Source organism: Candidatus Palauibacter sp. (genome assembly GCF_965237495.1).
GTDB lineage: Bacteria > Gemmatimonadota > Gemmatimonadetes > Palauibacterales > Palauibacteraceae > Palauibacter.
The window spans coordinates 1,314,927-1,338,768 of the sequence record NZ_OZ250143.1 but is presented as its reverse complement, the minus strand read 5'-3'; the positions used below and the strand labels follow the sequence as shown (position 1 = coordinate 1,338,768).

Below are 23,842 nucleotides of genomic sequence, written 5' to 3'. Positions count from 1 at the left end.
TCAGCGGATCCCCACGAGGCCGCGGGTCGCCTGGATCAGCTCGGGGGAGTCGTACCCGACGCCGTCCTTGAACACCCAGCGGACCGCGCGGATGGTGTACGGATCGAGTTCAAGATCGCCGGCCAGTACCACGAGGTCCGCCACCTTCCCCGCCTCAATGGTGCCCAGCTCCTCGTCGACCCCCAGGATCCTGGCGCCGTTCGCGCTGACCACCTGGACCGCCTGCGCCGTGGACAGGCCGGCCTCCATCAGGAGTTCGAAGTTCCGCTGGTTGCCGAAGCCGGGGAGAGCCCCGCCGTTGCCCGTGGGATCCACCCCGGCGGCGAGCAGTCCGCCCGCGTCGACGAACGCCTTTTCGAAGCGCAGTTCGTTCTGGAAGTTGGACGGATCCGGACCGACCTCCTGGATCCTGCCGCGCTCGTCGAGGTACGCCTCCCTGAGATCCGGGGTCATCAGCTCGAGCGTGCGCTCGTCGACCACATCCCGGTCGGGGAAGAACGCCTCGTACACCGCGAGCGTCGCGGTCAGCCCCACGCCGGCCTCCACCATCGCTTCGATCGTCTCCATCGCGACCGCTCCGGTCGGATCGGAGCCGCCGGCGCGCTGCATGATGTCGCCGGGACAGCGGTCCGGCTCCTTGTCCGGGACGAAATCGGAGGCCGTCAGCATCCCGTGCTCGAGGTTGTCGATGCCGAGCGCGACCGCCTCCTGGAAGCTGACCGAACACAGGTGCCCGGTGACGCGGAGCCCCAGTCGGTGGGCCTCGTCGATGGCCGCCTCAAGTTCGGCGCTCCCGATCGAGGTATACGCCTTCAACCAGGTCGCCCCCTCCCCCGCCCAGTACTCGACGAAGCGTCGCGCCTGCTCGGGCGAGGTCATGCGCGCCTGGTGGGGGGCACCCGACGGGCCGGTGATGTAGGGCGCGGTGAGGTGGATGCGCGGCCCGGGCGAGTCGCCGCGGTCGATGGCCTCCTTGAGGTGCACGTCCGCGAACGGCGTGACGCTGCCGGTCGTCCGGATCGTCGTGACCCCGGACCCCAGGTACAGCCTCGGCGCGCTGTATCCGAGCTGCACGCGGCGGCCCCCAACCGCCGTGTAGAAGAGGTGGTCGTGCATGCCGACCATACCCGGAATCACGGTGTGCCCGCTCAGATCGTGCCGCTCGGCGCCGTCCGGCACGCTGACGGCCGAGGATGGACCCACGGCGGCGATCCGGCCGTCCTGCAGCAGTACGGTCTGGTCGTCCAGAATGGGGCCGCCCGTGCCATCGACGACGCGGACGTTCTCGAGCGCCACGATCGGCGCGCGTACCGCCACATACTCGCGCGTCTCCTCGGACAGCTGGCCGTAACCCTGGCCCGCGAGCGACCCTGCGAGCCCGCCCGCCATCGCCGCCGCGGTCAGCGCCGCGAAGATCCTGAACATCGTCATTTCATCTCTCCCCGATCCGGCGTCAGCGGATCCCGACCATCCCCTTCACGGAATCGATCAGCTTCTCCGAGTCGTAGCCCACGCCGTCCTTGAACACGACGGTCACGTTCCTGATGATCTCGGAGTCCGATTCGAGGTCGCCCTCGAGCACGACGAGATCCGCGAGCTTCCCGGGTTCGATCGTCCCGAGTTCATCGTCCACCCCCATGATGCGGGCCCCGTTGGCGCTCATGATCCGCACGACGGTCGGCGCATCGAAGCCCGCCTCAATGAGGAGCTGGTAGTTGCGCTGGTCTCCGAAGCCTGCGATCGCCCCTCCGATCCCGGTCGGGTCCACGCCGGCGGCGAGCACGCCCCCCGCCTCGACGAAGCCCCGCTCGAACGCCATGTTCTTCTGGAGGTGCGCCTCGGTCATGGGCCATTCGGGGTTCGCCTCGATCGCGTCCACCGTTTCGAGGTAGTCCTCGCGCACCTCCGGCGCCATCGCCTCGAGCGTCCGCTCTTCAAGAACGGCCCGGCCCTTCGTCATGGGTTCGATCACGGCCATCGTCGACGTCATCCCCACCCCGTTCTCGACCATTGAGAGGATGAGGGCTCGCGCCGTTTCCCCGGTCGGGTCCCCCTGCTCGCCGACCACGACCATCGAGTTGGGCGGGCACTCGTCAGGCCGCTTGCGCGGGTCGAAGTCTGTCGCGGTGCCGAAGCCGTGCTCGATGTTGTCCATCCCCAGGTCGACGGCTTCCTGGAAGGTGATCGAACAGATGTGTCCCGTGACCCGAAGCCCCCGCGCGTGCGCCTCCTCGATGACGGCGGCGAGTTCCGCGCGGCGAATCGTCGTGTACGCCTTGATCCAGGAGGCTCCCTCCCCGGCCCAGTAGCGGACGAAGCGGCGGGCTTCCTCGGGCGTCGTCACCTGCGCCATGTCTCCGAGCGCCGGATTGGGTCCGGTCACGTAGGGGGCGGTCACGTGCATGCGCGGCCCCGGGGCGAGCCCCCGCTCGATGTTCGACTTCACATTCAGGTCGGCGTAGGGCGAGATGCTGCCCGTGGTGCGGATCGTCGTGACCCCCGAGGCGAGGTAGAGGCGCGGCGACGAGACCATCCCCTGGGACATGCGGCCGCCGGCGCCCATGAAGAACATGTGGTTGTGCAGCCCGATCAGGCCGGGAATCACGGTGTGTCCCGACAGGTCGCGCACGTCCGCCCCGGAGGGCACGTCCACGGAGCCGGCGGGACCCACGGCGGTGATGCGGTTCCCCTCGATGACGACCGTCTGGTTCGGTCGCGCGCCCGTTCCGGTGCCGTCGATGAGCTTGACGCCGGTGAGGACGACGGTCGGACCGGCGATGGCCACGAAATCGGAGGTCTCGGGGGCGAGTTCGGCCGCGGCCTGGGCCGGCAGGCGGGCCGGCGCGAGCAGGAGGACGAGGGCGACGGGCGTCGCGATGAACTTCTTCATTGCAATCTCCTCGGGGCGTCGGGGCGAAGCCGTACGATCCGATCCGGGAAACCTACCGCGGGCCCGCCGTCCCGGCAGCCGGACGCCCTCCGCGCCCGGGGTCTCCGCCCGCGGCAGGAGGCGGGCGAGCGGGTCACGGCTCCACCGTGAACACCATCTTCATGCCCGCTTCGAGGTGCTCCGCGATATGGCAGTGCAGCATCCAGCGCCCCGGGTTCGAGAGTTCGAGCAGGATGTCGAGCGCGCCGCCCACGGGGACGACCGCCGTGTCCTTCCACGCCAGGTTCTCGCTCGCAACGCCGTTCGTCGCCAGCACGAGAAACCGCTGGCCGTGGATGTGGATCGGGTGCTGCATCTGGTGCAGCGTCTCGCGGCGGCTCCGGATCCTGAGCTTGACGACATCCCCCACCCGGAAGGTCCACTCGATGGCCTCGTTCTCGCGTCCCGTGGCGGGTTCGCGGAGCGTCCACGAGACGTTCTCCGGCGTCGCCATGAGGTTCATCATCGGCATCGTGCCCGACCACTCGATGGGGTGGAAGTACGCCGAGTCCACCTGCATCAGACGTTCGACGACGAGGGGCAGGCCGCGCACCGTCATGTCGAGTTCGAGCGTCTTCTCGATCGGGCCGTCGAAGAGCGGGCGGTAGGGCGCGATCTCCTCCCGCACCCGGGCGTCCTCGCGCAGCGCGCCGAAGGCCGCGGTGAGGTCGGGCGCCGCGGCCTCGGACCCGACGCGGACCACGCCGAGGACATCCTCTTCCGGGAAGAAACTCCCGCCGACGTGGTCGATCCCCTGGACCCCGTTCAGCAGCCGGTATTCCCCGCTCTCGGGGAAGGCAACGTGGACGATGTAGCGCTCGGCCGGCGCGATGACGACGCTCTCGACCCACGCCTCCCGCTCGAAGTTTCCGATGTCCGCGCCGACCAGCTTCATCGGCGCGCCGTCGAACGAGAGGTTGAAGGTCCGCGTGTTCGACGCGTTGGTGAAGAAGAAGCGCACGACGGTTCCGCGCGGCACGCTCAACTCGTAGTCGGGCTCGCCGTTCACGAGCATCGTGTTGCCGAAGCGGCCCATGAGGGCGTGCGTGGCCCGCTCCAGGCCGAAGGGGACGAGCCCGTGCTCGCCGAGGAGGAGGTCGTCGAGCATGACGATCTCCTCGAGATGGGCGGGGCCGTAGTAGTCGGGATCGCCCGAGCGCACCATGAGGTTGCCGGCCAGCCCCAGGTCCTGCTGCACCTCTTCCCGGTGATGGGGGTGATACCAGTACAGGCCCGGGTCCGGGAAGTGGACGGTGTAGCGGAACGTCTCCCCGGGCTCGATCGGATCCTGCGTGACGCCCGGCACGCCGTCGGAGGCGTTGTCGAGGCGGAGCCCGTGCCAGTGGATCGCGGTCGGCCAGTCGATCCGGTTCGTGAAGTCGATCGTCACGGTCGCGTCCTCGGGGACCCAGAGGAGGGGTCCGGGGATCTGCCCGTTGAAGCCGTAGCCGAGGAGTTCGCGGTTTCCGACCCGCCGCCGCACGTAGACCGCGTCGAGTTCCAGGGAGTCGCCGTCCCGGAGTTCGATCAGTTCGCGCGGTTGCGCGTCGACGATCTCGCCCTCCCAGCCATCGCCCGGGAGCCAGGCCTCCACGTCCGGCCGCAGCTGCATGAGCGAGGGCAGCATCATCACGCCTTCGGGCATCGGCACGTCGGCCCACGGGTCATCCGGCGACATCGCGTGTCCGGCGTGGCCGGCGGCGGCGGGATCACCGGGCAGCGGCACGTCCGGGTCGATCCTCGAGGCTCCGAGCGCGAACTCGAGGAAGTCGGCGGGCTGCATTCGGCTCGACGGCGACTGCGCCCGCAGGACGTACGGCCCCGCCGGTTCGTCGCCCACGGCCGCCTCGGCCGTGATGAGGATGATGAACTTGTTGAAGCCGACCTGCCCGACGGCGACGCGCCCGCTCGCCGGCACCTCGCCGAGGGGCTCGATGGGCCACAGGACCTGCGTGGACGCCCAGGCGACGTAGCGGTCGTACGGACCGAGCGTTGAAGGGGGCGGCAGGTCGGTCGAGATCACCGCGTCGTAGAGCAGCCGTCCGTCCGGCGTCACCGCCATGGAGAACGGGCCCGCCGGGCGGCGGAGTTCGACCGAACCGGTGGCGCCGGGGACCCGCGCCGTGGGGAGGAGCGTCATGCAGTACAGGTCCGGGCTCGCCACCAGCGCGTCCGCTTCGTCGGGCGTGCACGGCACGGCCTCCTGCGCGGCCGCCGCCCCGGTGGCCAGCCCGGGCACGACCGCCCCGACCCGGAGCCACAGCGCGGCGGCCGAGATGCGCATCAGTAGAGGGCCCGGGTGCGACCCCCGTCCACGGCGACGGACACCCCCGTCACGTAGCTCGCCCGTTCCGACGCGAGAAACGCGACGACCGCCGCGAATTCGCGCGGATCTCCGAGACGGCGCGCGGGGATCGCCGCGTTCCACCCCGCCTCCACCTCTTCCATCGACATGCCGCCGGCTTCGGATCGTACGCGGGCCAACTGATCCAGCCTCGCGGTGCGCGTGAACCCCGGGAGGACGTTGTTGACCGTCACGCCGAACTCCGCGACCTCGTTCGAGAGCGACTTCGCGAAGCCGGTTACGGCCGCACGCACGCTGTTCGAGAGGATGAGACCGTCCACGGGTTCCTTCACCGCGATGGAGGTGATGTTGAGAATCCGTCCCCACCCCCGCTCCTTCATACCCGGGAGCACCGCGCGCGTGAGCTGGAGCGCACTCTCGAGGTTGAGCCGGACGGCGGCCTGCCAGGCCGCCGCATCGTGCGCCTCGAACGGGCCCGCCGGCGGTCCGCCGGCATTGTTCACGAGGATATCGACGCGCCCGAACCGCTCAAGCGCCGCGTCGGCGAGCGCGGCCACCTGGGCGGCATCGGAGAGGTCGGCGGGGATCCCCAGCACCTCCCCCGGACCCCGCCGGTCGGCCGAGGCGACGGCCTCCGCCAGGGCCTCCTGTCCGCGCGCGCACATGACCAGATGTGTGCCCTCGGCAGCCAGTTCCTCCGCCACGGCCTTGCCGAGCCCCTGCGAAGAGGCCGCCACGAGGGCGACGCGGCCCTCGATTCCGAAGTCCATCAGTTGTCCACGTCGTGGAAGTAGCTGTCCGTCCCGTCGAGCCAGTCCGCTCTCGGGGGACAGAAGATATCGAGGTCCAGTGTCTTCTCGAGCGCCAGCGCCTTGTGCGGAACGTGAGATGGAATATGGAGAACCTCTCCGGCGTTCACGACGACTTCCTCGCTCCCGTCCTCGCCCAGCCAGAAGTGAAGCGCGCCTTCCAGGATATATGTGAACTGTTCGTTCTCATGGGAGTGCGTGGGGACGACCGCCCCCTTCTCGATCAGCACCTGCGCGATCATGGCCCGTTCCCCCGTGACCATGCGGCGTCCCAGCTGCGTGGTCACAGGCTCCCAGGGCAGTTCCTTCCACTTGAACAGCCGGGCTTTCGCTTCGCTCATGTTCTCTCCTCTCTGAGTAGTGCGTGCCGGATCCGGCATCCGGGCCGACGACTCACCCCCGCGAGTCGCTGTTGAATATCTCCGCGACGGCCTTCCAGACGCCATCGGATCCCGCCCGATAGATGACGAGGTACTTCCCGTGTTCCTGGAGCAGCGCGCCGTGGGGTGGGCGCAGCGTCCGGTTGAAGCGGCCGATCTCGTAGCCAAGGTCGCCGGAGGCCTGCACCTCGCGCGCTTCGATCGTGAGCGCGACGAGGCCATGCTCCGGGGTCGCGAGCCAGAAATCGCGGATCGCGTCGAGGCCCCGCACCGTCGCACCGCCCGACGGCATGAGCGTGGCGTCGGCCGCGTAGAACGCGGTCACCATCGCGTCCAGCTCCAGACGGTGGATCCTCGCCGCCCGGTCGACCGATATCTGGCGGATCACGGCTTCACTCACGTGCATGGACCTTCGTCGGATACTCTCGCGACCCGGATCCCGCATCCCCCGGACGACCGATCGGCCGTGGCGCGGACATGGTCGCGAACGTAGCCACGTTTCGCCACGGGTTGCCAGCCCCGCCGCCGAGCACCCAGGCGACGCCGGCGCGAAGGCTCCAGTCTCCGCTCATTTCCGAGTATCCGTGCCCGAGGCCGGCGTCGATCGCGAGCTTTCCACGCCGCCACTCGACGCCCGCCCGGACTTCTCCGAGGTCGCCCGCTCCGATCGGCGAGACCCGCCTCGTACTGGCCCGCCCGCGGGTCCCGAGGGAGAGCCCCCAGTTCGGGCGCACCTGCCACAGAGACTCGAAGGCGTACGCGAAGACATCGTTCTGCTCGAACGACCGCGTGGGCGCCTCCAGGATGCCGACCCCGAACCATCCCGTAGCGCGCCAGCGCGCAGAGACCCAGGAAAACAGGGCCGCGATCGTGACGTCGGTCGTATTGGGGCCGATCCCCCGGGTCTCGTCGGAGTTCGGGAGCTTCACACCGAGGTGACCGCCCGCCGAGAAGCCCTCCGCCCCCCCGAGGGGCGCGAAGGAAACCGCCAACTCGAAGTCGCCCACGTCCCGGGTCGTCCCCTCCTGGACCACCGGGTCGAGTTCCACCGCCGCCGGCCGGTCACGCGCCTCGATGGACAGGACCTGCCGGGCAGCCCCCCGTACCTGGAACACGACTCGCGGTCCGACCGCCCAGATGCCGTGGACCACGGGCGCCGAGGTAAGGTCTCCCCGCAATCCACCCAGGGGGAACGCCGCGTTGCTGACGCGCGTCACGCCGACGCCGATCAGCGCATCGCCGGCACGCGCCGCACCGACGCCCTGCACGAGTCCGTCGCGCCGCAACTGTCCCGCCGCCGGAGCGGCGCCCGAGAACCCGATCGCGACCACGACGAATAACGAGAGCCCGACGCGGGTGCGCCGGGCCCTCGAGATCCTCGGTGGAGGGGACCGGCCGCCGGACATGGGCCGGTCGATGTCGCTCAGCTTCGAGCCGCCTCCATTATGTGGGCCACATAGACATCCAGCCGCGCCATGACTTCGATCGTCTCCGCCTGGCTCCCCGCGTTCGCGAGTTCAAGGGCCAGATCCAGCAGCAAGCCGCGCACTGCCATTGGATCGCCCTCCCCCACGGAAGGGATGTCGGCCACGGCGACCTCCTCGGCCGGCGCCGCATCCTCGGCCGGCGTCGCCTCCTCGGCCGGGGCTTCCGGGACCTCCGGCGGCGGCGCTGCGGCCCGCGCCGCGGCCTCGGCTCTCGCCAACCGTCGCTTCACCTGCAGGGGGTACTTTGCATGGAACTGTCTGGGGGAGAGTTCCGCAATGGAGGAATCGATCTCGCAGGCGCCCGCGAACAGGTCCGCGTTCTTGACGTCGGGATTCTCATCGAGAGTGCGCACCACGAACTCCATGACGTCCTCGCCCGACGCGGAGGCGGGGGCCGCCGCAGGGGCGGGCGCGGGAGCAGCTTGCGGCTCGGGAGCCGGCTCCTGCTCGGCGGCCGCCGACGCGGACATCCGACGCTTCACCTGCAGCGGATACTTGGCGTGAAACTGTCTCGCGGTGAGGTCCCCGATGCTCCCGTCGATCGCACAGGCGCCCGCGAACAGGGTCGCGTTCTTCACCCCGGGGTCACTCTCGAGTTCTTTCTCTATGAACCGCATGACGGTCTCATTCAGGGTGCTCATGCTGTCTCCCTTTCTTGACATGGCACGCGTCCCGTATAGACGCGGCCGGCGTGGAGTATGATCATCTGCGTGAAAACTCCAACCCTCGTTGCTCCAAGTCAACTGTCCCACTCATTTTATGGGGTGGGAGCCGCCCAAGGGGCGTCCGGGCCTTTCCGGCGCGCCCATCTTCGACCCTCTCGGGCGGGCGAGGTGTCAGGCCGGGCGAAAACGGCTCGCAGCGACGAGTACCGTGGCCCCCGCCCCGACCTTAGCTTCCCGTCCATGCGACACCGAGTGATGTGCGCCCTGATCGCCTCCGCGGCCTGCGGCCTCCTTCCGACGCTCGCACACGCGCAGGGATCCCGGCTGCCGGGCGCGATCGAAGCCGGCCTCATCCTGCGGCAGGTGGACGGCGTGAAGCGGGTGCTCGTCGTCGCGGCCCACCCCGATGACGAGGACACCGCGCTCCTCACGACGCTCGCTCGCGGCTGGGGCGTCGAGGCCGCCTATTTCTCGTTCACGCGGGGCGAAGGCGGCCAGAACCTCATCGGGACGGAACTCGGCGAAGGCCTCGGCATCATCCGCTCCGGCGAACTTCTGGCCGCTCGAGCCATCGACGGGGCGCGGCAGTACTTCGGCCGCGCGTTCGACTTCGGCTACTCCAAGTCCGCCGAAGAGACCTTCACCAAGTGGGAGCGTGAACGCGTCCTCTCCGACCTCGTGTGGACGATCCGGCACTTCCGTCCCCATGTGCTCGTCACCATGTGGAGCGGGACCGCGAGCGACGGGCACGGACATCACCAGGTTTCAGGGATACTGGCGCACGAGGCCTTCGAGGCCGCGGGCGACCCGGCGCGTTTCCCGGAACAACTCGCGGCGGGGGTGGAGCCGTGGGCGCCGCAGAAACTGTACCGCCGTCCGCTCTTCGAACCCGGCGCCACCGCGATCGGGATCGAGACCGGCACTCTCGACCCCCTGTTGGGCCTCTCGCACCATCAGGTCGCGATGGCGAGCCGCAGCCAGCACCGGTCGCAGGATTTCGGGACGGCCCTGCCCCCCGGACCCCGCTCCACCCGCCTGTCGCTCGTGGCATCGCGCGTCGGGGCCGAGGCGGACGCGCCCCTTCTGGCCGGGGTCGATACCACGCTGGCCGCGCTGGCCGCCGACCTCGGAGCGGCCGGCGAGGCGGAGATCCGGGCGTACCGGCAGGCGGTCCGCGGGGCCGCGGAGACGCTGGTCGCGACCCGTCCCGAAGCGGCGCTGCCACCGCTGGCCGAAGCGCTGCGGCGGCTGGACACCCTGCGCGACATGGCCCCGGCGGACCCCGCGCGGGAAGTGCGCCGCGAGCTCGACCGGCGCGCCCTGCTGCTGCAGCGGGCGATCCTCGCCCTGACCGGGGTGCGCATGGAACTCCGGGCGCGCGACGACATCATCGTCCCGGGCCAGACCGTCCTCGTCGAGGCGCGGGTGTGGAGCGGCGCGGGCACCGCCATCGAACTCGACCCGCCGCTCATCGAGGCGCCCGCCGGGTGGACCGTAGAGGGGCTCGGCCCGGAGGCGGAGGCGGAGCCCGACGATCTCGGAACGTTCGCGCGGTTCTTCCGGCAGGAGGACACGGTCCGGGACCCCGCCGCCGCCACCCGGATCGCGGCAGGTGAACTCGCATTGTGGCGCTACGCCGTGACGGTGCCGGAGGATGCCCGGCCCACATCGCCGTGGTTCCTCGCCATCGCGCGCGATGGCGACCTGTACCAGTGGCCGGAGGAGCCCGCGGTCCGGGCCCTCCCCTTCCGCCCTCCGTCCCTTCACGGCCGCATGGCCGCCACCCTGTCGACCGGGGGAGAACGTCTCCGCGTCGAGATCGAGGACCCGGTGCGATTCCGGGGTGTGGACGGCGTCACCGGGGAGTTCTGGCGGCCGGTGCTGGTGGCTCCGCGGGTGTCCGTCGAGCCGGAGACGGGGACGATGATCTGGCCGACGGATCGTGGGGGGGCGCGCGACATCGCGTTCCGACTCGAGAGCCACGCCCCGGATCCGGTATCGGGGGAGGTGGAACTCGAGCTCCCGGCGGGGTGGCAGGCGACGCCGCAACGGGTGCGGTTCGAGCTGCCCGGCGAAGGGAGTGTCCAGGGCGTGAGCTTCTCGGTAGAGCCGCCCGCCGGGGCCGGTGAGGGCGAGTTCCTCGCGCGACCCCGACTTCGCACGGAACGGGGAGAGGACGCGGCGCTCCACGCGACGATCATCGACTATCCACACATCGAGCCGAGGCTGCTGGCCTCCGATCCCGCGATGCGCATCGTGCGCTTCTCCGTTCGGGTCGCCGACCGGCGGGTGGGTTATGTGATGGGCTCGGGAGATGCCGGTCCCGAGGCGATCCGGCAGCTCGGGCTCGACATCGAGTTGATCGAACCCGGCGACTGGGAGGCCGAACGGCTCGACCGGTTCGACACGATCGTGCTCGGCGTCCGCGCCTACGAGGTGCGCGAGGACCTGATCGCGGCGAACGCGGAACTGCTGGACTGGGTCGAGCGCGGCGGCACCGCGGTCGTCCAGTACAATCGCTACGAGTTCAACCGGGGCGCCTACGCGCCGTATCCGATCACGATCGGAAGACCCGCCCCGCGCGTGACGCGGGAGGACGCACCGGTCACCCTCCTCGACGGGGCGGCTCCCCTCCTCGTGGAGCCCAACCGCCTCGGCCCGGGCGACTTCGAGGGCTGGGTCCAGGAACGCGGCCTCTACTTCCCCTCCGAATGGGATCCGCGATACCAGGCGCTGCTCGAAATGGCCGACCCGGGCGAACCTGCGCAGCGGGGCAGCCTCCTCGCCGCGCCGGTCGGCCGCGGTCTGTATATCCACACGTCGTTGTCCTTCTTTCGACAGCTACGCGCCGGCGTCCCGGGCGCCTTTCGTCTGTGGGCGAACCTGATCTCGCTCGACGGGCGCCGCTGGAGGGAGATCACCGCGCCGTGAAGGACGACCGCATCGGCATCTTTCGCAGCTGGCGCGCCCTTTATGTGTCGGTCATCGCGTACACGTTCGTGCTCATCGTCGTCCTCTATCTCGTCACGCGACTGCTCGACTTCAGCGTGCCGTGAGCGCAGTCGACTGGCTGGTCTTTACGGTCTACTTCGGGGCCGTGGTCGCGTTCGCCTGGTACCAGAGCCGACGCAACCGGGGCATCGAGGGGTTCTTCCTCGCCAATCGCCGCATGGGTTGGGGTGCGATCGGTCTCTCCGTGATGGCGACGCAGGCGAGTGCCATCACCTACATCGGCACGACCGGGCAGGCGTTCGACGACGGCATGGAATTCGTCCAGTTCTATCTGGGCCAGCCGATCGCGATGGTCATCCTCTGCGTCCTCTTCGTCCCCTTCTTCCACCGATCGAAGATCTATACGGCCTACGAGTACCTCGAGCGGCGCTTCGACGCGAAGACCCGCTCGATGACGAGTTTCCTGTTTCTCATGTCGCGGGGACTCGCGGCGGGAATCGTGCTGTACGCCCCCGCCATCGTGCTTTCCGTCATCATGGGCTGGGACGAACGAGTGACGATCCTGGTCATGGGGCTGATCACGGTCGCGTACACGATCATGGGCGGGATCACGGCGGTCATCTGGACCGATGTCGTACAGATGCTGGTGATGTTCGCGGGCATAGGAATCGCGCTGGCCGTGCTGTTCTCCACCCTTCCGGAGGGCGTCGGGGTGGCCGACGTGGCCTACATCGGCGGCATCCACGAGATGTGGAAGAGTATCGACCTCTCCTGGGATCCCACGGACCGCTACACCCTGTGGTCCGGGCTCATCGGCGGGCTCTTCCTCGCACTCGGATACTTCGGAACGGACCAGAGCCAGGTCCAGCGCTATCTCACCGCCAGCTCCCTTCGACAGAGTCGATTGTCCCTCATATTCAACGCCTTCGTCAAGGTCCCGATGCAGATCTTCATCCTCGCGATCGGGGTGCTGCTCTACGTCTTCTACCACTTCGAGCGGCCGCCGCTGGTCTTCAACCCGGCCGAAGTCGCCGTGGTGGAGCAGAGCGACCGGGGGGACGAGTTCGCCGGACTGGAGGCGGCGCACGAACGGACGCACGAACTCCGCCGCACCGCGACGTTCGAACTGCTGGAGGCCCGGCGAAGCGGGAACGCTCTCGCTTCCCCCCAACGGCGGATCGCCGCCTACGACGACGAACTCGAACGTCTGCGCGAGGAATCCAAGACACTGGTCGCCGAGGTACGCGGGGCCTCGTCCAACGATGTGAACTATGTCTTTCCGACCTATCTGATCACGTATGTTCCGGCCGGGATCCTCGGTCTCCTCATCGCCGTCATCTTCGCGGCCGCGATGTCGTCGCTCGACTCGGAACTCACCGCGCTGTCGAGCGCCACGGTCATCGACTTCTACCGACGACACTTCAAGCCGGACGGCAGCGATGCCCATTATCTCCTCGTATCCCGACTCGCGACGCTCGCGTGGGGCGGGTTCGCCGTCCTGTTCGCGCTCTACGTCGGCCAACTCGGGTCTCTCGTCGAGGCGGTCAACGAGGTGGGCTCGATCTTCTACGGGTCTCTGCTCGGGGTCTTCCTGCTCGCCTTCCTCGTGAGGCGCGCGACGGCGGCGGGGGCCTTCTACGGTTTGATATTCGCCATTTGTTCTGTGCTCGCGGTGGCCCGCTTCACGGATATCGCGTGGCTATGGTACAACGTCGTCGGGACCGCGATTGTCCTCCTCGTCGGGAGTCTGATCAGCCTCCTTGCCCGGCCCTCCGATCAGGGACGGACGGAGTCCGCCGCCGGGTAGCGGTCCGCGGCAAGAGCCGGAGCCGAACGGGCCGCGATTCTCGCCGGCGCTTTTGCCGACGCGACGCGTGCGGTAGAGTCTGCGGTCGAGAACGCCGCGTCGGATTCTGCCCGGCGCGGGATCAACCCACAGCCACCTCATCGGGACGGTACGGATGCTCACCGACGTACAGATAGCGGAAGCCGCCACGCCCCGGCCGATCGCCGAGATCGGGGCGAAGATCGGACTGGATCTCGACGAACTGGTTCCCTACGGGCACTACAAGGCGAAGGTCCGTCCGGAGTCCATCTTCTCGCGCGAACCCGGATCGGGCCGGCTCGTCCTCGTTACGGGGATCACGCCGACGGCCGGCGGCGAGGGCAAGACAACCGTCGCGGTCGGTCTCGCCGACGGCCTGCGTCGGGTAGGGGCGAACTCCGTCCTCTGCATCCGCGAGCCGAGCCTGGGGCCCGTGTTCGGCGTCAAGGGCGGCGCCGCGGGCGGAGGGTATTCTCAGGTGATCCCGATGTCGGACATCAACCTCCACTTCACCGGGGATCTGCACGCGATCACATCGGCCCACGCACTCCTCTCGGCGGCGCTCGACAACCACCTCCAGCAGGGGAACAGGCTCGGGATCGACCCGCGCCAGATCACGTGGCGCCGCGCCGTGGACATGAACGACAGGGCGCTGCGGAACATCGTCGTCGGACTCGGGGGGCGGATCAACGGGGTGCCGCGAGAGGACGGCTTCATGATCACGGCCGCCTCGGAGGTGATGGCGATCTTCTGTCTCGCCGCCAGCCTGGAGGACCTGGAGGAGCGGCTGAGCAGCATCATCGTCGGATACGCCTACGGCGGCGAGCCGGTGCGGGCGCGCGAACTGAACGTGGCCGGGGCGATGACGCTGCTCCTGCGCGAGGCGATCGGGCCGAACCTCGTCCAGACGCTGGAGGGGACCCCGGCCTTCGTGCACGGCGGACCCTTCGCCAACATCGCCCACGGCTGCAACTCGCTCATGGCGACGCGGGCCGGGCTGGCGTTCGGCGACGTCGTGATCACGGAGGCCGGCTTCGGGTCGGATCTGGGCGCGGAGAAGTTCTTCGACATCAAATGCCGCATCGGGGGCCTGAACCCCGAGGCTACCGTGCTCGTGGCCACGATCCGGGCGCTAAAGCTGCACGGCGGCGGAGACCGGTCGGCGCTTTCGATGCCCGATGCGGGGGCCGTCCGCAGAGGGCTCGTTAACCTCGGCGCGCACGTGGAGAATGTCCGGGGCTTCGGAATCGAGCCCGTGGTCGCGATCAACGTGTTCGGGACCGATGCCGAGGAGGAGATCGCCGCCGTGGCGGAGGCGTGCGAGGCGCTGGGCGTCCGCTACGCCCGCTCGGAGGGTCACGCCCGGGGCGGCGAGGGGTGTGAAGACCTGGCACGGGTCGTCCTGGGGGCGCTGGAGGCGGGCTCGGGCGCGTATCGGCCCAGGTACGACGCCGAGGCGCCGATCAGGGACAAGATCGAGGCCATCGCGACGAACGTGTACGGGGCCGACGGCGTCGATTACACCGCGCGCGCCGCGAAGGACATACGACAGCTCGAGGCGGCGGGACTGGGGGATACGCCCGTGTGCATCGCCAAGACGCCAAACAGCCTGAGCGATGACCCGAGCCGGCTGGGGCGCCCCACCGGCTTCCGCATCACGGTGCGGGACGTGAGGCCCTCGGCAGGCGCAGGCTTCGTCGTCGCGCGGGCGGGCACCGTGATGACGATGCCCGGACTCCCGCGGGTGCCCGCCGCCGAAGGCATCCGGATCGTCGAGGGCGGGAGCGTGGTCGGGCTCTTCTGACGACATGATCGAAATCGAGCTGTCGCAGGGGCCTCACCGGGAGGCCGTGGAGCGCCGACTCCGGGCGTGGGCCGAGGAGGACGCCGTGGGGCGCCTCTGGCGGAGGGACGCGACCCTGTGGTCGTCGGACCCGGAGACGCCCGAGCTGGCCGACCGGCTCGGCTGGCTCGACCTTCCGGAGACGTCCCGCGCGGCCCTGCGGCCGCTCGAGCAGCTGCGGGCGAGCGTGCCCTTCTGGTTCACCGACCTGGTACTCCTCGGGATGGGGGGCTCCAGCCTCGCCCCGGAGGTGATCTCCCGTACGATGCCGGGCGAGGGGCTGCCGCTCACGCTCGTCGACACCACGCACCCCGGGGCGATCCGCGACCTCGACTGGCTGCGCCCGGCGAACTCGATCTTCGTCGTGGCGAGCAAGTCGGGCACCACTCTCGAGACGCTCTCCCTCTTCCGGCACTTCTGGTCGCGGACCGCCGAGGTCGTCGACGATCCCGGCGCCCATTTCGTCGCGATCACGGATCCGGGCTCGCCTCTCGCCGAACTCGCTCGCGAGCGCGGGTTCCGGGCGGTGTTCGAGGCGCCCCCGGATGTGGGCGGCCGTTTCTCCGCACTCGGCCCGTTCGGTCTCGTCCCGGCCGCGCTCGCGGGAACCGACCTTGCCGGGCTCCTCGATGAAGCCGTGGTGGCCGCGGACGCGTGCAAGGACGACGTACGCCACAACCCGGGCTTCCTGCTCGGCGCGGCGCTTGGCGAGCTCGCCCTGGCCGGGCGTGACAAGGCGACCTTCGTCGCGAGTCCGGACTGGGAAGCGTTCCCCGACTGGGCGGAGCAGCTCATCGCCGAGAGCACCGGCAAGGACGGGAGGGGCATCGTCCCCGTGACCGGAGAGCCGGCCCGAGAGCCGGCGGCGTACGGGGAGGACCGCGTCTTCGTCGGCCTCGTCCTCGCGGGAGAGGCGGCGCGCGAGGCGGAACAGTGGGGCGAAGCGGACGAGACGCCGGCTCGGCTCGACGCGCTCGAGGAGGCGGGGCACCCAGTCGTGCGCCTTCGGCTCGAACAGCCCGGGGAGCTAGGCGCCCTCTTCTTCGTCTGGGAAGTGGGCGTGGCCATGGCCGGCTCCGTCCTCGGCATCCACCCCTTCAATCAGCCGGACGTCCAGCTCGCCAAGCGCCTCGCGCGCCGCGCCATGGCCGGAGAAACGCCCACAGCCGGGGAGACGCCGCACGACGCCGAACCAGATCGCGAGGTCGACGCCGAGGGCGACCCCGAGGGCGACGAAACGTTGGACCTGGTCTGGGAACTGCCACGGTTCGGTCACGCCCCGCCCCGCAACCCCGCGCCACCCGACTTGGACGGGATCCGGGGCCGGTTACACGACTTCCTCGATGACGTGGAGCGCACGGACTACATCGCCGTGCAGGCCTGGCTCGCGGGCGGTGAGGAGGACGACGAGCTGCTCCCGATGTTGCGTGTCGAGCTGACCCGGGCCACGGGAGCGACCACGACGATGGGATACGGCCCCCGCTTCCTCCACTCGACCGGGCAGCTGCACAAGGGGGGCGCGGACAACGGCGTCTTCCTGCAATTGATCGACGACGCCGGCGCGCACATCCACGTGCCGGAATCCGACTTCACTTTCCGACAGCTTATCCGCGCGCAGGCGCTGGGAGACCTCGAGGCCCTTGCCGAGCGGGAGCGCCGGACGCTGCGGGTCCGGGTCGGGGGTCCGGAAGGACTCGGCCTGCGCCGCCTCATCCAGCTCGTTGAAGAGCGGGCGTAGCGCGCCTCCCCGGCCCGAGCGGCCGCCCGACTCAGTGTACCAGGCGCACCTGCAGGCCCACGCCCCCGCCGACCCAGGCCACTGCAGGCGCGAGAAGCCGCGGGCGCTGCGCCTTCATCGCGCTCGGGGTCGCTACCCCGGCTCCGGATGTCGAAGGCTCATCCGTGCGCCGCAGCAGCAGGCTCCAAGCCGCGTAGCCGGACACGAACGCCAACGCGCCGTTGGCGGCGACCGAGAGTTCGGCTCCCTCCCTCGACTCATTCCACTCATGCCAGGCGTTCCACGCAAAGCCCGCGTGCACCACGGCAAAGGCCCCGTTAACTGCGCCAAGCAGCGGTCTCGCCCACCCCTCGGGTTTCGCCAGGTGAGTGACGAGGGCCGACCCCGCGGACAGCGGAGCGACGTATCGCCAGGCACGGGACGCCGGATTCTCGAAGCAGAGGCAATAGTCGGCGTAGCCGGGCTGGATCCTCGCCGCTTCTTCCAGCGTTATACCCGTTTCGTCCAACCATTCCGAGAAGCGCTCGTCCCCCGCGAGCTCCCATGCGTACACATTGTTGTCCGCGTTCGCGATCTCCCGGACGAGACTGCCCCGGCCGGACCTTTGGAGCAGGTAGGCCACCGCGCATGGCGTCCCGTGTTCGTCGACGAAGACAGGTATCCGGGCGCCGGAATGCGTATGGTTGTGCGGGAACTTCCACCGTTCCCGGTATTCGCGCAGCCAGTTCAGGGCGGTCTTTCGTCTCTCCCGCTGCGCCTCGGTAAGAGCACCCGTCGCCCTTCCCCTCAACGCCCGCTCGACATCGAGCAGGTGACCCTGAATCCGTCGAGTCTCCATTTGCCCGGGGTCCGTTCGCGGGAGCGCGACCGCAAGCCGCGGCTGCGCTGTCCCGACCTGGGTCGTGGTGTGGCCGGACGAATCGGCGCCGGGGCCGCCGGAGGCCGCGATGAACGTGAACAGACCCCCGACGACGACGGCTCTGGAAGAAACGGACATGGCTGTGACTCCTGTTAGGGCTCCCCGTTGCCGTGGGCGTACCCGCGGTAGCCGCTGGGGTGCCGGGCCGTGACGGAGAACTACCATCCGCGGCGGATCCGGCGCGCCGTGGGGGTCAGGAGATCGGCACGCCCTGCGATGTCGAGCAGCGCTTCCTTGCGGCGAAGCGGCCTCCCTCAGTGCACCAGCCGCACTTGGAGGCCCACGCCGCCGCCGACCCAGGCCGCTTCGGGGGCCAGAATCCGCGGTCGCCGTGACATCGCCGCGCGCGCGCCCTCCCGAGATCCGACCGGAGACCGCGTCTCCGAACGCCGCCGGAAGCGGCTCCACGCCGCATGCGCGGAGACCAGCGCCAGCGCCCCGTTGATCGCGGCTGACCGACCGGCTCCATCGCTCCCCCATTCGGCCAGCAGCGCGTGAGCCGCGAGACCGGCATGCCCCACGGCGAAGGCTCCGTTGATTGCCCCAACCACCGGTCGCGCTCCCGGGCGCGTGTCGGTCAGGTGAGCGATGAGCGCGGACCCCACGGACAGGGGAGCGACGTACCGCCAGGCGCCGGACGCTGGCTCCGCCGCCCCGCGCACCGCGTGAGACTCTCCGGGTTCGGGCCGCGGGGCGCGGGGAATGTACCCCGGTTGAATGCGGGCGATTTCCCCCGGGGTAAGGCCCATTTCCTCCAGCCACGACGCCAGCCGCCGCTCTTCGGCGAGGGTCCCTGTGTAGACATGGTTGTCGGCTCGGGCGATTTCGCGCACAAGGGCGTCCTCGCCCGAACGTCGGAGGAGATAGGCCACCGCACACGGCGTCCCGTGTTCATCGACGAAGACGGGCACGCGTTCGCCTGGACGCGTGTAGTTGTGTGGGAACGTCCCCCGCTGCGTGTATTCGCGCAGCCAATCCAGAGCCGCACTTCGCTGCTGCCGCTGCGCGAGGCTCAGTTCGGCCGGCGAGTGAGCCCTGAGGAAGCGCTCGACATCCCGAAGGTGGCCTTGAATTCGCCGCACCTCGGCATCGGCGGGGGTGTCACCCGGGTACTCGAACGCCCGCTCGGCAGGTGTGGCGGCAGGCCGACGCGACCCACCGGCACCCGGAAGGTCAGAGGCCGCAAGGGTGACGAGACCCACGCTCAAACCGAGACAGACCCTTGAGATAACAGACATGGTGCGGCTCCCTGGAGCAGATTCAGAACACGATTTCCGCCGAGTAGGTGAACGTCCGAAAGTTCGGATAGGCGTAGGAATCCACGGCGTTCACCTGCGGACTGCCGTGGACCCCTCCGGAGATCCCGACCTCCGGGTCGTAGCCTCGGTAGCCCGTGAACGTGAACAGGTTGCTGCCGGCTGCCGGCAGCCGTCAGCGTGACACGCCTGAACGCGCCGCCGAACAGACTCTGGATGAGATCTTCGGGCAGCGTATAGCTTACCGACATCTCCCGGACCTTCAGCCAGTCGCCGTCCTCCAGCAACCAGGAGTTCCGCTCGCCCGTCCGGAGCGCCGAGACGTACGCCACCGGTTTCTGGTGCCCCGGCGGTTTGCCGCCCTGATCCAGGTCCGGGCCCCGGAGCCAGACCGGATCCGGCCGCGCCGTCCGGTTGTAGATTGAATGTCCGACCGAGGCCTCCAGCAGGCCGGAGAAGGTGAGTGACTTGTAACGGAGGTTCGTCGCGAAGGAGGCATTGAACTCGGGCGTCGTATTGCCCAACGGCAGAAAACCCGTTAGCGGGCAGTCCTCCCGCTTTCCCGGATCTCGTGCGACGCAGGCCGGCGAGCGATCTCGAACCGCAATGGGAAGCCCCCAGCGATAGGTGAGCGTATCTCCCATCGCATCAGTCACGGCGACCGCCGTGTCCCACAGACCCTTGGCGAACCCCTGGGTGAAATCGTTGCCCCGTCCGGTCGCCACGAGCAGCCCATCGTCATTCACCTCGAAACTTCCGCAGTCGGTGACGCCGACCGGCGCCAGGTCCGCGCAATCCGTCGCGAAGGCCGTGCCCCACACTTCCCCCACAGACCGCCCCTCCGACACGAAGAACGGGCCGTGTCTGAACGCGGGCACATCGAGTCGGCTCACGACTTGCCGCGTCCGGTCCCACGTGAGCCGGAAACCGACGCTCTTATCCCGGGTCTCGATCATCGCATAGCGGATCGTCGCCTCCCAGGTGCGGGACTCGACTTCCCCGGCATTCCGCCACTACCATGGGAACAGGAGGAAGGCCGGTTGCGGAACGCGCAGCAACTGATCGTCGGTCGTTCGCCAGGCGTACGTGAGGTCCAGCGCCAGCTTGTCGCCCACTACGAGGTCCACGCCGGCTTCCGCTTCCCTGGTGAACTCGGGCCGCAGGCGCCGGTTCGCCAGGTTGAGCCGCGTTGACCACCGCACGCGGCCATAGGGCGCAGGCGTGTTTCCGTACGTTTCATACTGAGCGTGGAAGTTGGGTCGACCCCCAGCGGTGCCGAGCGCGAAACGGAGCTTCAGTTCATCGATGAAGTCCACGTTCCAGAACGCTTCGCGCGACACCCGCCAGGCCGCCGCCCCCCTGAAATACGTGTGCCAGCGAGCCTCGGGGCCGAAGAGGGAGGCGCCGTCTCTGCGTACGATTCCGTCAAGAAGGTAGCGACCCCTGTAAGCCAGGTCCGCAGCGGCGAGGAAGGCCCTGCCCTTGATCCGCCGGCCCTCGCTCCCGACGGAAGGGTCGCCGGCGATGGCGTCGAAACTCGGCACATCGGGCAGGGAGAAGCCCGGGCCGATCGCTTCGAGGGCCTCGAAGTCCTGCTCCTCCGTCAGATACCTCGCCCGCGCGCGAAGCCTCACGTCGCCATCCATGAACGTTCGGGCGACGCGGAGTCCGATGTGCGCGTGAGTGGCCTGAGAAGTGCGTGTTCCCTGCTGCAGGCCTCCCGCGAAGTAGTAGTTGCTGAATATGCGGTTCACCGGGTGAAAGAAGCGTCGCTCCAGGATCTCCGTCCGGTCGAACGAGGCGCCGGCGCCGAGCGTGAGCCAGTCGGAGCCCCCGGGCGCGTACTCGAGGTCGGCGGCGCCCATGGCGCGCGTTCTTTCCTCACGGCTCTCATTGCCCGCCAGGGAGCGGAGTGGATTCCTCGTGTCTTCCCGCGGATGGGCAAGCAGGTAGGGAACTCCGGTCCGCGGATTGATTCTTGTCAGGTCCACCACCGGCGAGACGAGCGGCAGGTTGCTGAAGAAGCCGCCCGTGACAGCCTTGTCATCCTGATTGGAGCGACTGTAGAAGCCGCTGGCCGCGATCTGAAGGTCTCCCGCCCGGCTGTCGACGTTGATGCGGGCGCCGTAACGGTCGTATCCGTCCCTGTCGAACCGGTCGGTGCCGTACGGTGCGAATCGTCTCCTCGCTGTTGGGGGTGGATGAGGGGCGGTAGAGTGGCGGGGCCGGCGGCGGTGGCCGCCGGTGCCCGAGCGGGTCCGTGACGTGCCCGGTGGTCTCCGGGGCCGGCCGGGGGCGGTGGAGGGATGCGGAGCGGCCGGGGCGGGACGGCGGCATGGCGGAGAGGGGACTGTTCGAGCGGGCGCTGGGTCTTCAGTGGCCGTGGCGGGTGGAGCGGACGGAGTTCGACGCGGCCGAGCGCCGCCTGGACCTGCACTTGGACTTCGAGGCGGGCGGGACGTTCGACTGCCCCTCGTGCGGGCGGGGGGGCTGCAAGGCGCACGACGCGAGCCCGAAGCGCTGGCGGCACCTGGGCTTCTTCCAGCACCGCGCCTACCTGCACGCCCGGGTGCCGAGGGTCCGGTGTCCGGCGTGCGGCGTGAAGCAGGCGAAGGTGCCGTGGTCGGAGCCCGGCAGCGGCTTCACGCTGTGGTTCGAGGCGCTGGTGGTGGCGCTGGCGCGGGAGATGCCGGCCAGGGCGGTGGCCCGCCTGGTGGGCGAGCACGACACGCGGCTGTGGCGGTGGACGAGACGGCGTGCCGGCGAGGCCACGACTACATCACGCTGTTCGCGGATCTGGACCGCTCGCGGCTTCTGTACGCCACGCCGGGGCGCGACGCTTCGGTCGTGCGCCGCTTCCGGGAGGACATCGAGGCGCGCGGGGGGCGCGCCGGGCAGATCCGGGACCTCTGCATGGACATGTCCGCGGCCTACATGAAAGGGGCGCGGGAGGCGTTCCCGGAGGCCGGGATCACCTTCGACCGCTTCCACGTCCAGCGGCTCATGAACCGGGCGGTCGACGAGGTGAGGCGCCAAGAGCGCAAGGAGCGTCCCGAGCTGAACCGCACCCGCTACCCGTGGCTCAAGAGGCGGAGCAAGCTCACCGCCTCTCAGCGGCGGTGGCTCGGCGAACTGCTCGATCCGTCGCGGCGGGGACTGAAGACGGCCCTCGCCTACCGGATCAAGCTCGCCTTCGAGGTGTTCTGGGACCTGCCGCCCCGGCTGGCGGCGACCTACCTCCAGAAGTGGTGCTCGTGGGCCGGCGAAAGCGGCCTCCAGCCCGTCATCGACGCGGCGAAGACCATCAGGAAGCACTGGGACGGCATCCTCCTCTGGTTCCGCTCAAGGATCACCAACGGCATGATCGAGGGCATCAACTCGCTCGTCCAGGCCGCCAAGGCCAGGGCCCGCGGCTACCGGACCACCGAGAACTTCACCACCATCGCCTATCTCGTGTGCGGCAAACTCAACTTCAACCTACCCACCTGAAACAGCGAGGAACCTGCGAATCCCTGCTCCACCCGATCCCCGTTCAGTCTCTCCAGATTGGGGACGCACGCCGTGCAGTGGACGATCCCCTGTTCCGCCAACACGTCGAGGCTGGCGCGGTAGGCCGACTCCCCGAACCGTCCCGTCAGGGCACCATGGAGATCCAGAGTCTGCCCCGGCTCGAAGACGGTATCCATGTGGTCGAACAGGTCGAACGGAAACTCCTGATTGTAGAACACGGTCTCGGAGGTCGCGGGCTCGCCGGGGTGGATCTGGTTCGCCGCCTGTAGCCATGTGTCCCAGAACCCGACTTCATTCCCATCCTCATCGACAAAGCTCGTTCCGGCCTCGTTCATGAGATAGGGATGCGCGCGGACCAGTCCGATTTCACCGACCAGCACGCTCCTTCCCCAGCCGGCGCGCCCCATGACTCTCGTCGTCCCGTCCGGTATCCCGTGGCCGCGCTTCGTCGAAATGAGGATGACACCGTTCTGGCCCCGGGCCCCATACAGCGCGGTGGCCGCAGCACCCCTCGCGATCTCGACGTGCGCGATGTCGAGCGTGGAGATCTCCGCGAGTGTGGCCTCCTCCGACAGGATGACACCGTCGATCACGACGAGTGGCGCTACGTGCCGTCCCGAGGCGTCGATCGAAGTGGTCCCGCGGATGAGGATCGATGCCGCTTCGCCGGGCTGTCCGGAGGCGGAGATCACGGAGACGCCCGCCGCTTTGCCCGCCAGGAGCGAGGCCACGTCGGAGGAGGGCACGGGAAGATCGGCGACGGAGAGTCGCGTAATGGCGAGCGGGACCTTGATCCGTGGGGCCGCTCCCGCCAGTCCCGCCTCGACGCGATCGTGCAGGCGCAGCGCCGTCTGCACCAACTCGAAGTCGAGCCGTCCCGCGGCGCCGGCCTCCACGGGGAGCGTTCGAGAGGCGTCTACGTACCCCGCCAGGCGGACCTTCACGATGCGGGGCCCCGAGGGCACTCCTTCCAGCCGGTACTCGCCGCGCGAATTGGTGACGGCGCCGAGGGCCGAATCGTCGAGCGAAACGTGCGCTCCGAAGACGGGGATCAGGGTTTCCGCGTCCACGACGGTGCCCCGGACAATGCCGGATGCGGCGGCGGACACCGGGGACTCCTGGGCGATTGCAGGTGCGGCTCCGAACATGAACCCGAGGCAGCAATGGATGGCCACGAGTGTCGTCACTCGGAGGTCCCTCCACGTCGGACAACTGTGGGCCACG

18 protein-coding genes and 1 pseudogene are annotated in these 23,842 nt (G+C 69.2%); 6 read left to right on the top strand and 13 right to left on the bottom strand.

Features of this window, described 5'->3' with window-relative positions; genetic code table 11:
• The 8 genes from ACPXY0_RS05735 to ACPXY0_RS05700 form a co-directional block, all read right to left on the bottom strand.
• Positions 1-1,431, bottom strand: a complete 1,431-nt coding sequence (locus ACPXY0_RS05735; RefSeq protein ID WP_423929298.1) for an amidohydrolase family protein — start codon at positions 1,429-1,431, stop codon at positions 1-3.
• Between the two features lie 22 nt (positions 1,432-1,453).
• Positions 1,454-2,890, bottom strand: a complete 1,437-nt coding sequence (locus ACPXY0_RS05730; protein WP_423929296.1) for an amidohydrolase family protein — start codon at positions 2,888-2,890, stop codon at positions 1,454-1,456.
• A 133-nt stretch (positions 2,891-3,023) separates the two neighbouring features.
• Positions 3,024-5,213 carry a multicopper oxidase family protein gene (locus ACPXY0_RS05725; RefSeq protein WP_423929294.1) on the bottom strand — a complete coding sequence of 730 codons (2,190 nt, stop codon included), beginning with the start codon at positions 5,211-5,213 and terminating at the stop codon, positions 3,024-3,026.
• Positions 5,213-6,004, bottom strand: a complete 792-nt coding sequence (locus ACPXY0_RS05720) for an SDR family oxidoreductase (protein ID WP_423929292.1) — start codon at positions 6,002-6,004, stop codon at positions 5,213-5,215. The genes ACPXY0_RS05725 and ACPXY0_RS05720 overlap by 1 nt, the downstream gene beginning before the upstream one ends.
• Complete coding sequence (locus ACPXY0_RS05715) at positions 6,004-6,384, bottom strand: cupin domain-containing protein (RefSeq protein ID WP_423929290.1); 381 nt, start codon at positions 6,382-6,384, stop codon at positions 6,004-6,006. The genes ACPXY0_RS05720 and ACPXY0_RS05715 overlap by 1 nt, the downstream gene beginning before the upstream one ends.
• Positions 6,385-6,436: 52 nt before the next feature.
• The gene (locus ACPXY0_RS05710; protein WP_423929288.1) at positions 6,437-6,823 is read right to left on the bottom strand and encodes a YybH family protein; all 387 of its coding nucleotides are present in this window, start codon (positions 6,821-6,823) and stop codon (positions 6,437-6,439) included.
• A complete protein-coding gene (locus tag ACPXY0_RS05705) occupies positions 6,816-7,754 on the bottom strand; it encodes a hypothetical protein (protein ID WP_423929286.1) in 939 nt (312 codons plus the stop codon). Before ACPXY0_RS05705 ends, ACPXY0_RS05710 begins: the two co-directional genes overlap by 8 nt.
• A 92-nt stretch (positions 7,755-7,846) precedes the next feature.
• Positions 7,847-8,551 (bottom strand): hypothetical protein, encoded by a 705-nt coding sequence (locus ACPXY0_RS05700; protein ID WP_423929284.1) that lies wholly within the window; start codon positions 8,549-8,551, stop codon positions 7,847-7,849.
• A gap of 279 nt (positions 8,552-8,830) precedes the next feature.
• On the opposite strand from ACPXY0_RS05700, the gene ACPXY0_RS05695 reads away from it, so the two are divergent.
• The 5 genes from ACPXY0_RS05695 to ACPXY0_RS05675 all read left to right on the top strand — a co-directional run bounded on the left by ACPXY0_RS05695 (position 8,831) and on the right by ACPXY0_RS05675 (position 16,933).
• Positions 8,831-11,506, top strand: a complete 2,676-nt coding sequence (locus tag ACPXY0_RS05695; protein ID WP_423929282.1) for a PIG-L family deacetylase — start codon at positions 8,831-8,833, stop codon at positions 11,504-11,506.
• Positions 11,503-11,631, top strand: coding sequence for a hypothetical protein (locus ACPXY0_RS05690; protein WP_419941504.1), 129 nt, complete (start codon positions 11,503-11,505; stop codon positions 11,629-11,631). Before ACPXY0_RS05695 ends, ACPXY0_RS05690 begins: the two co-directional genes overlap by 4 nt.
• Positions 11,628-13,334: a sodium:solute symporter gene (locus ACPXY0_RS05685; RefSeq protein WP_423929280.1), complete on the top strand. Its 1,707-nt coding sequence runs from the start codon at positions 11,628-11,630 to the stop codon at positions 13,332-13,334. Before ACPXY0_RS05690 ends, ACPXY0_RS05685 begins: the two co-directional genes overlap by 4 nt.
• 154 nt (positions 13,335-13,488) lie before the next feature.
• Entirely contained in the window at positions 13,489-15,156 is a 1,668-nt protein-coding gene (locus ACPXY0_RS05680; protein ID WP_423929278.1) for a formate--tetrahydrofolate ligase, read from the top strand.
• A 4-nt stretch (positions 15,157-15,160) separates the two neighbouring features.
• Positions 15,161-16,933, top strand: coding sequence for a hypothetical protein (locus tag ACPXY0_RS05675; RefSeq protein WP_423929276.1), 1,773 nt, complete (start codon positions 15,161-15,163; stop codon positions 16,931-16,933).
• 31 nt (positions 16,934-16,964) lie between these two features.
• Here ACPXY0_RS05675 and ACPXY0_RS05670 read toward each other — a convergent pair whose 3' ends face one another.
• The 4 genes from ACPXY0_RS05670 to ACPXY0_RS05655 all read right to left on the bottom strand — a co-directional run bounded on the left by ACPXY0_RS05670 (position 16,965) and on the right by ACPXY0_RS05655 (position 20,973).
• Positions 16,965-17,930 carry a hypothetical protein gene (locus tag ACPXY0_RS05670; RefSeq protein WP_423929274.1) on the bottom strand — a complete coding sequence of 322 codons (966 nt, stop codon included), beginning with the start codon at positions 17,928-17,930 and terminating at the stop codon, positions 16,965-16,967.
• Positions 17,931-18,106: 176 nt separating this feature from the next.
• Entirely contained in the window at positions 18,107-18,934 is an 828-nt protein-coding gene (locus ACPXY0_RS05665) for a hypothetical protein (RefSeq protein WP_423929272.1), read from the bottom strand.
• Between the two features lie 122 nt (positions 18,935-19,056).
• Positions 19,057-20,001 carry a hypothetical protein gene (locus ACPXY0_RS05660; protein ID WP_423929270.1) on the bottom strand — a complete coding sequence of 315 codons (945 nt, stop codon included), beginning with the start codon at positions 19,999-20,001 and terminating at the stop codon, positions 19,057-19,059.
• 120 nt (positions 20,002-20,121) lie between these two features.
• Positions 20,122-20,973, bottom strand: coding sequence for a TonB-dependent receptor domain-containing protein (locus ACPXY0_RS05655; RefSeq protein WP_423929268.1), 852 nt, complete (start codon positions 20,971-20,973; stop codon positions 20,122-20,124).
• A 470-nt stretch (positions 20,974-21,443) separates the two neighbouring features.
• Here ACPXY0_RS05655 and ACPXY0_RS05650 point away from each other — a divergent pair.
• Positions 21,444-22,597: pseudogene (locus tag ACPXY0_RS05650) on the top strand (ISL3 family transposase).
• Here the strand turns inward: ACPXY0_RS05650 and ACPXY0_RS05645 are convergent.
• The gene (locus ACPXY0_RS05645) at positions 22,555-23,805 is read right to left on the bottom strand and encodes a carboxypeptidase regulatory-like domain-containing protein (RefSeq protein WP_423929266.1); all 1,251 of its coding nucleotides are present in this window, start codon (positions 23,803-23,805) and stop codon (positions 22,555-22,557) included. The pseudogene ACPXY0_RS05650 and the gene ACPXY0_RS05645 overlap by 43 nt on opposite strands.
• Positions 23,806-23,842 lie beyond the last annotated feature (37 nt).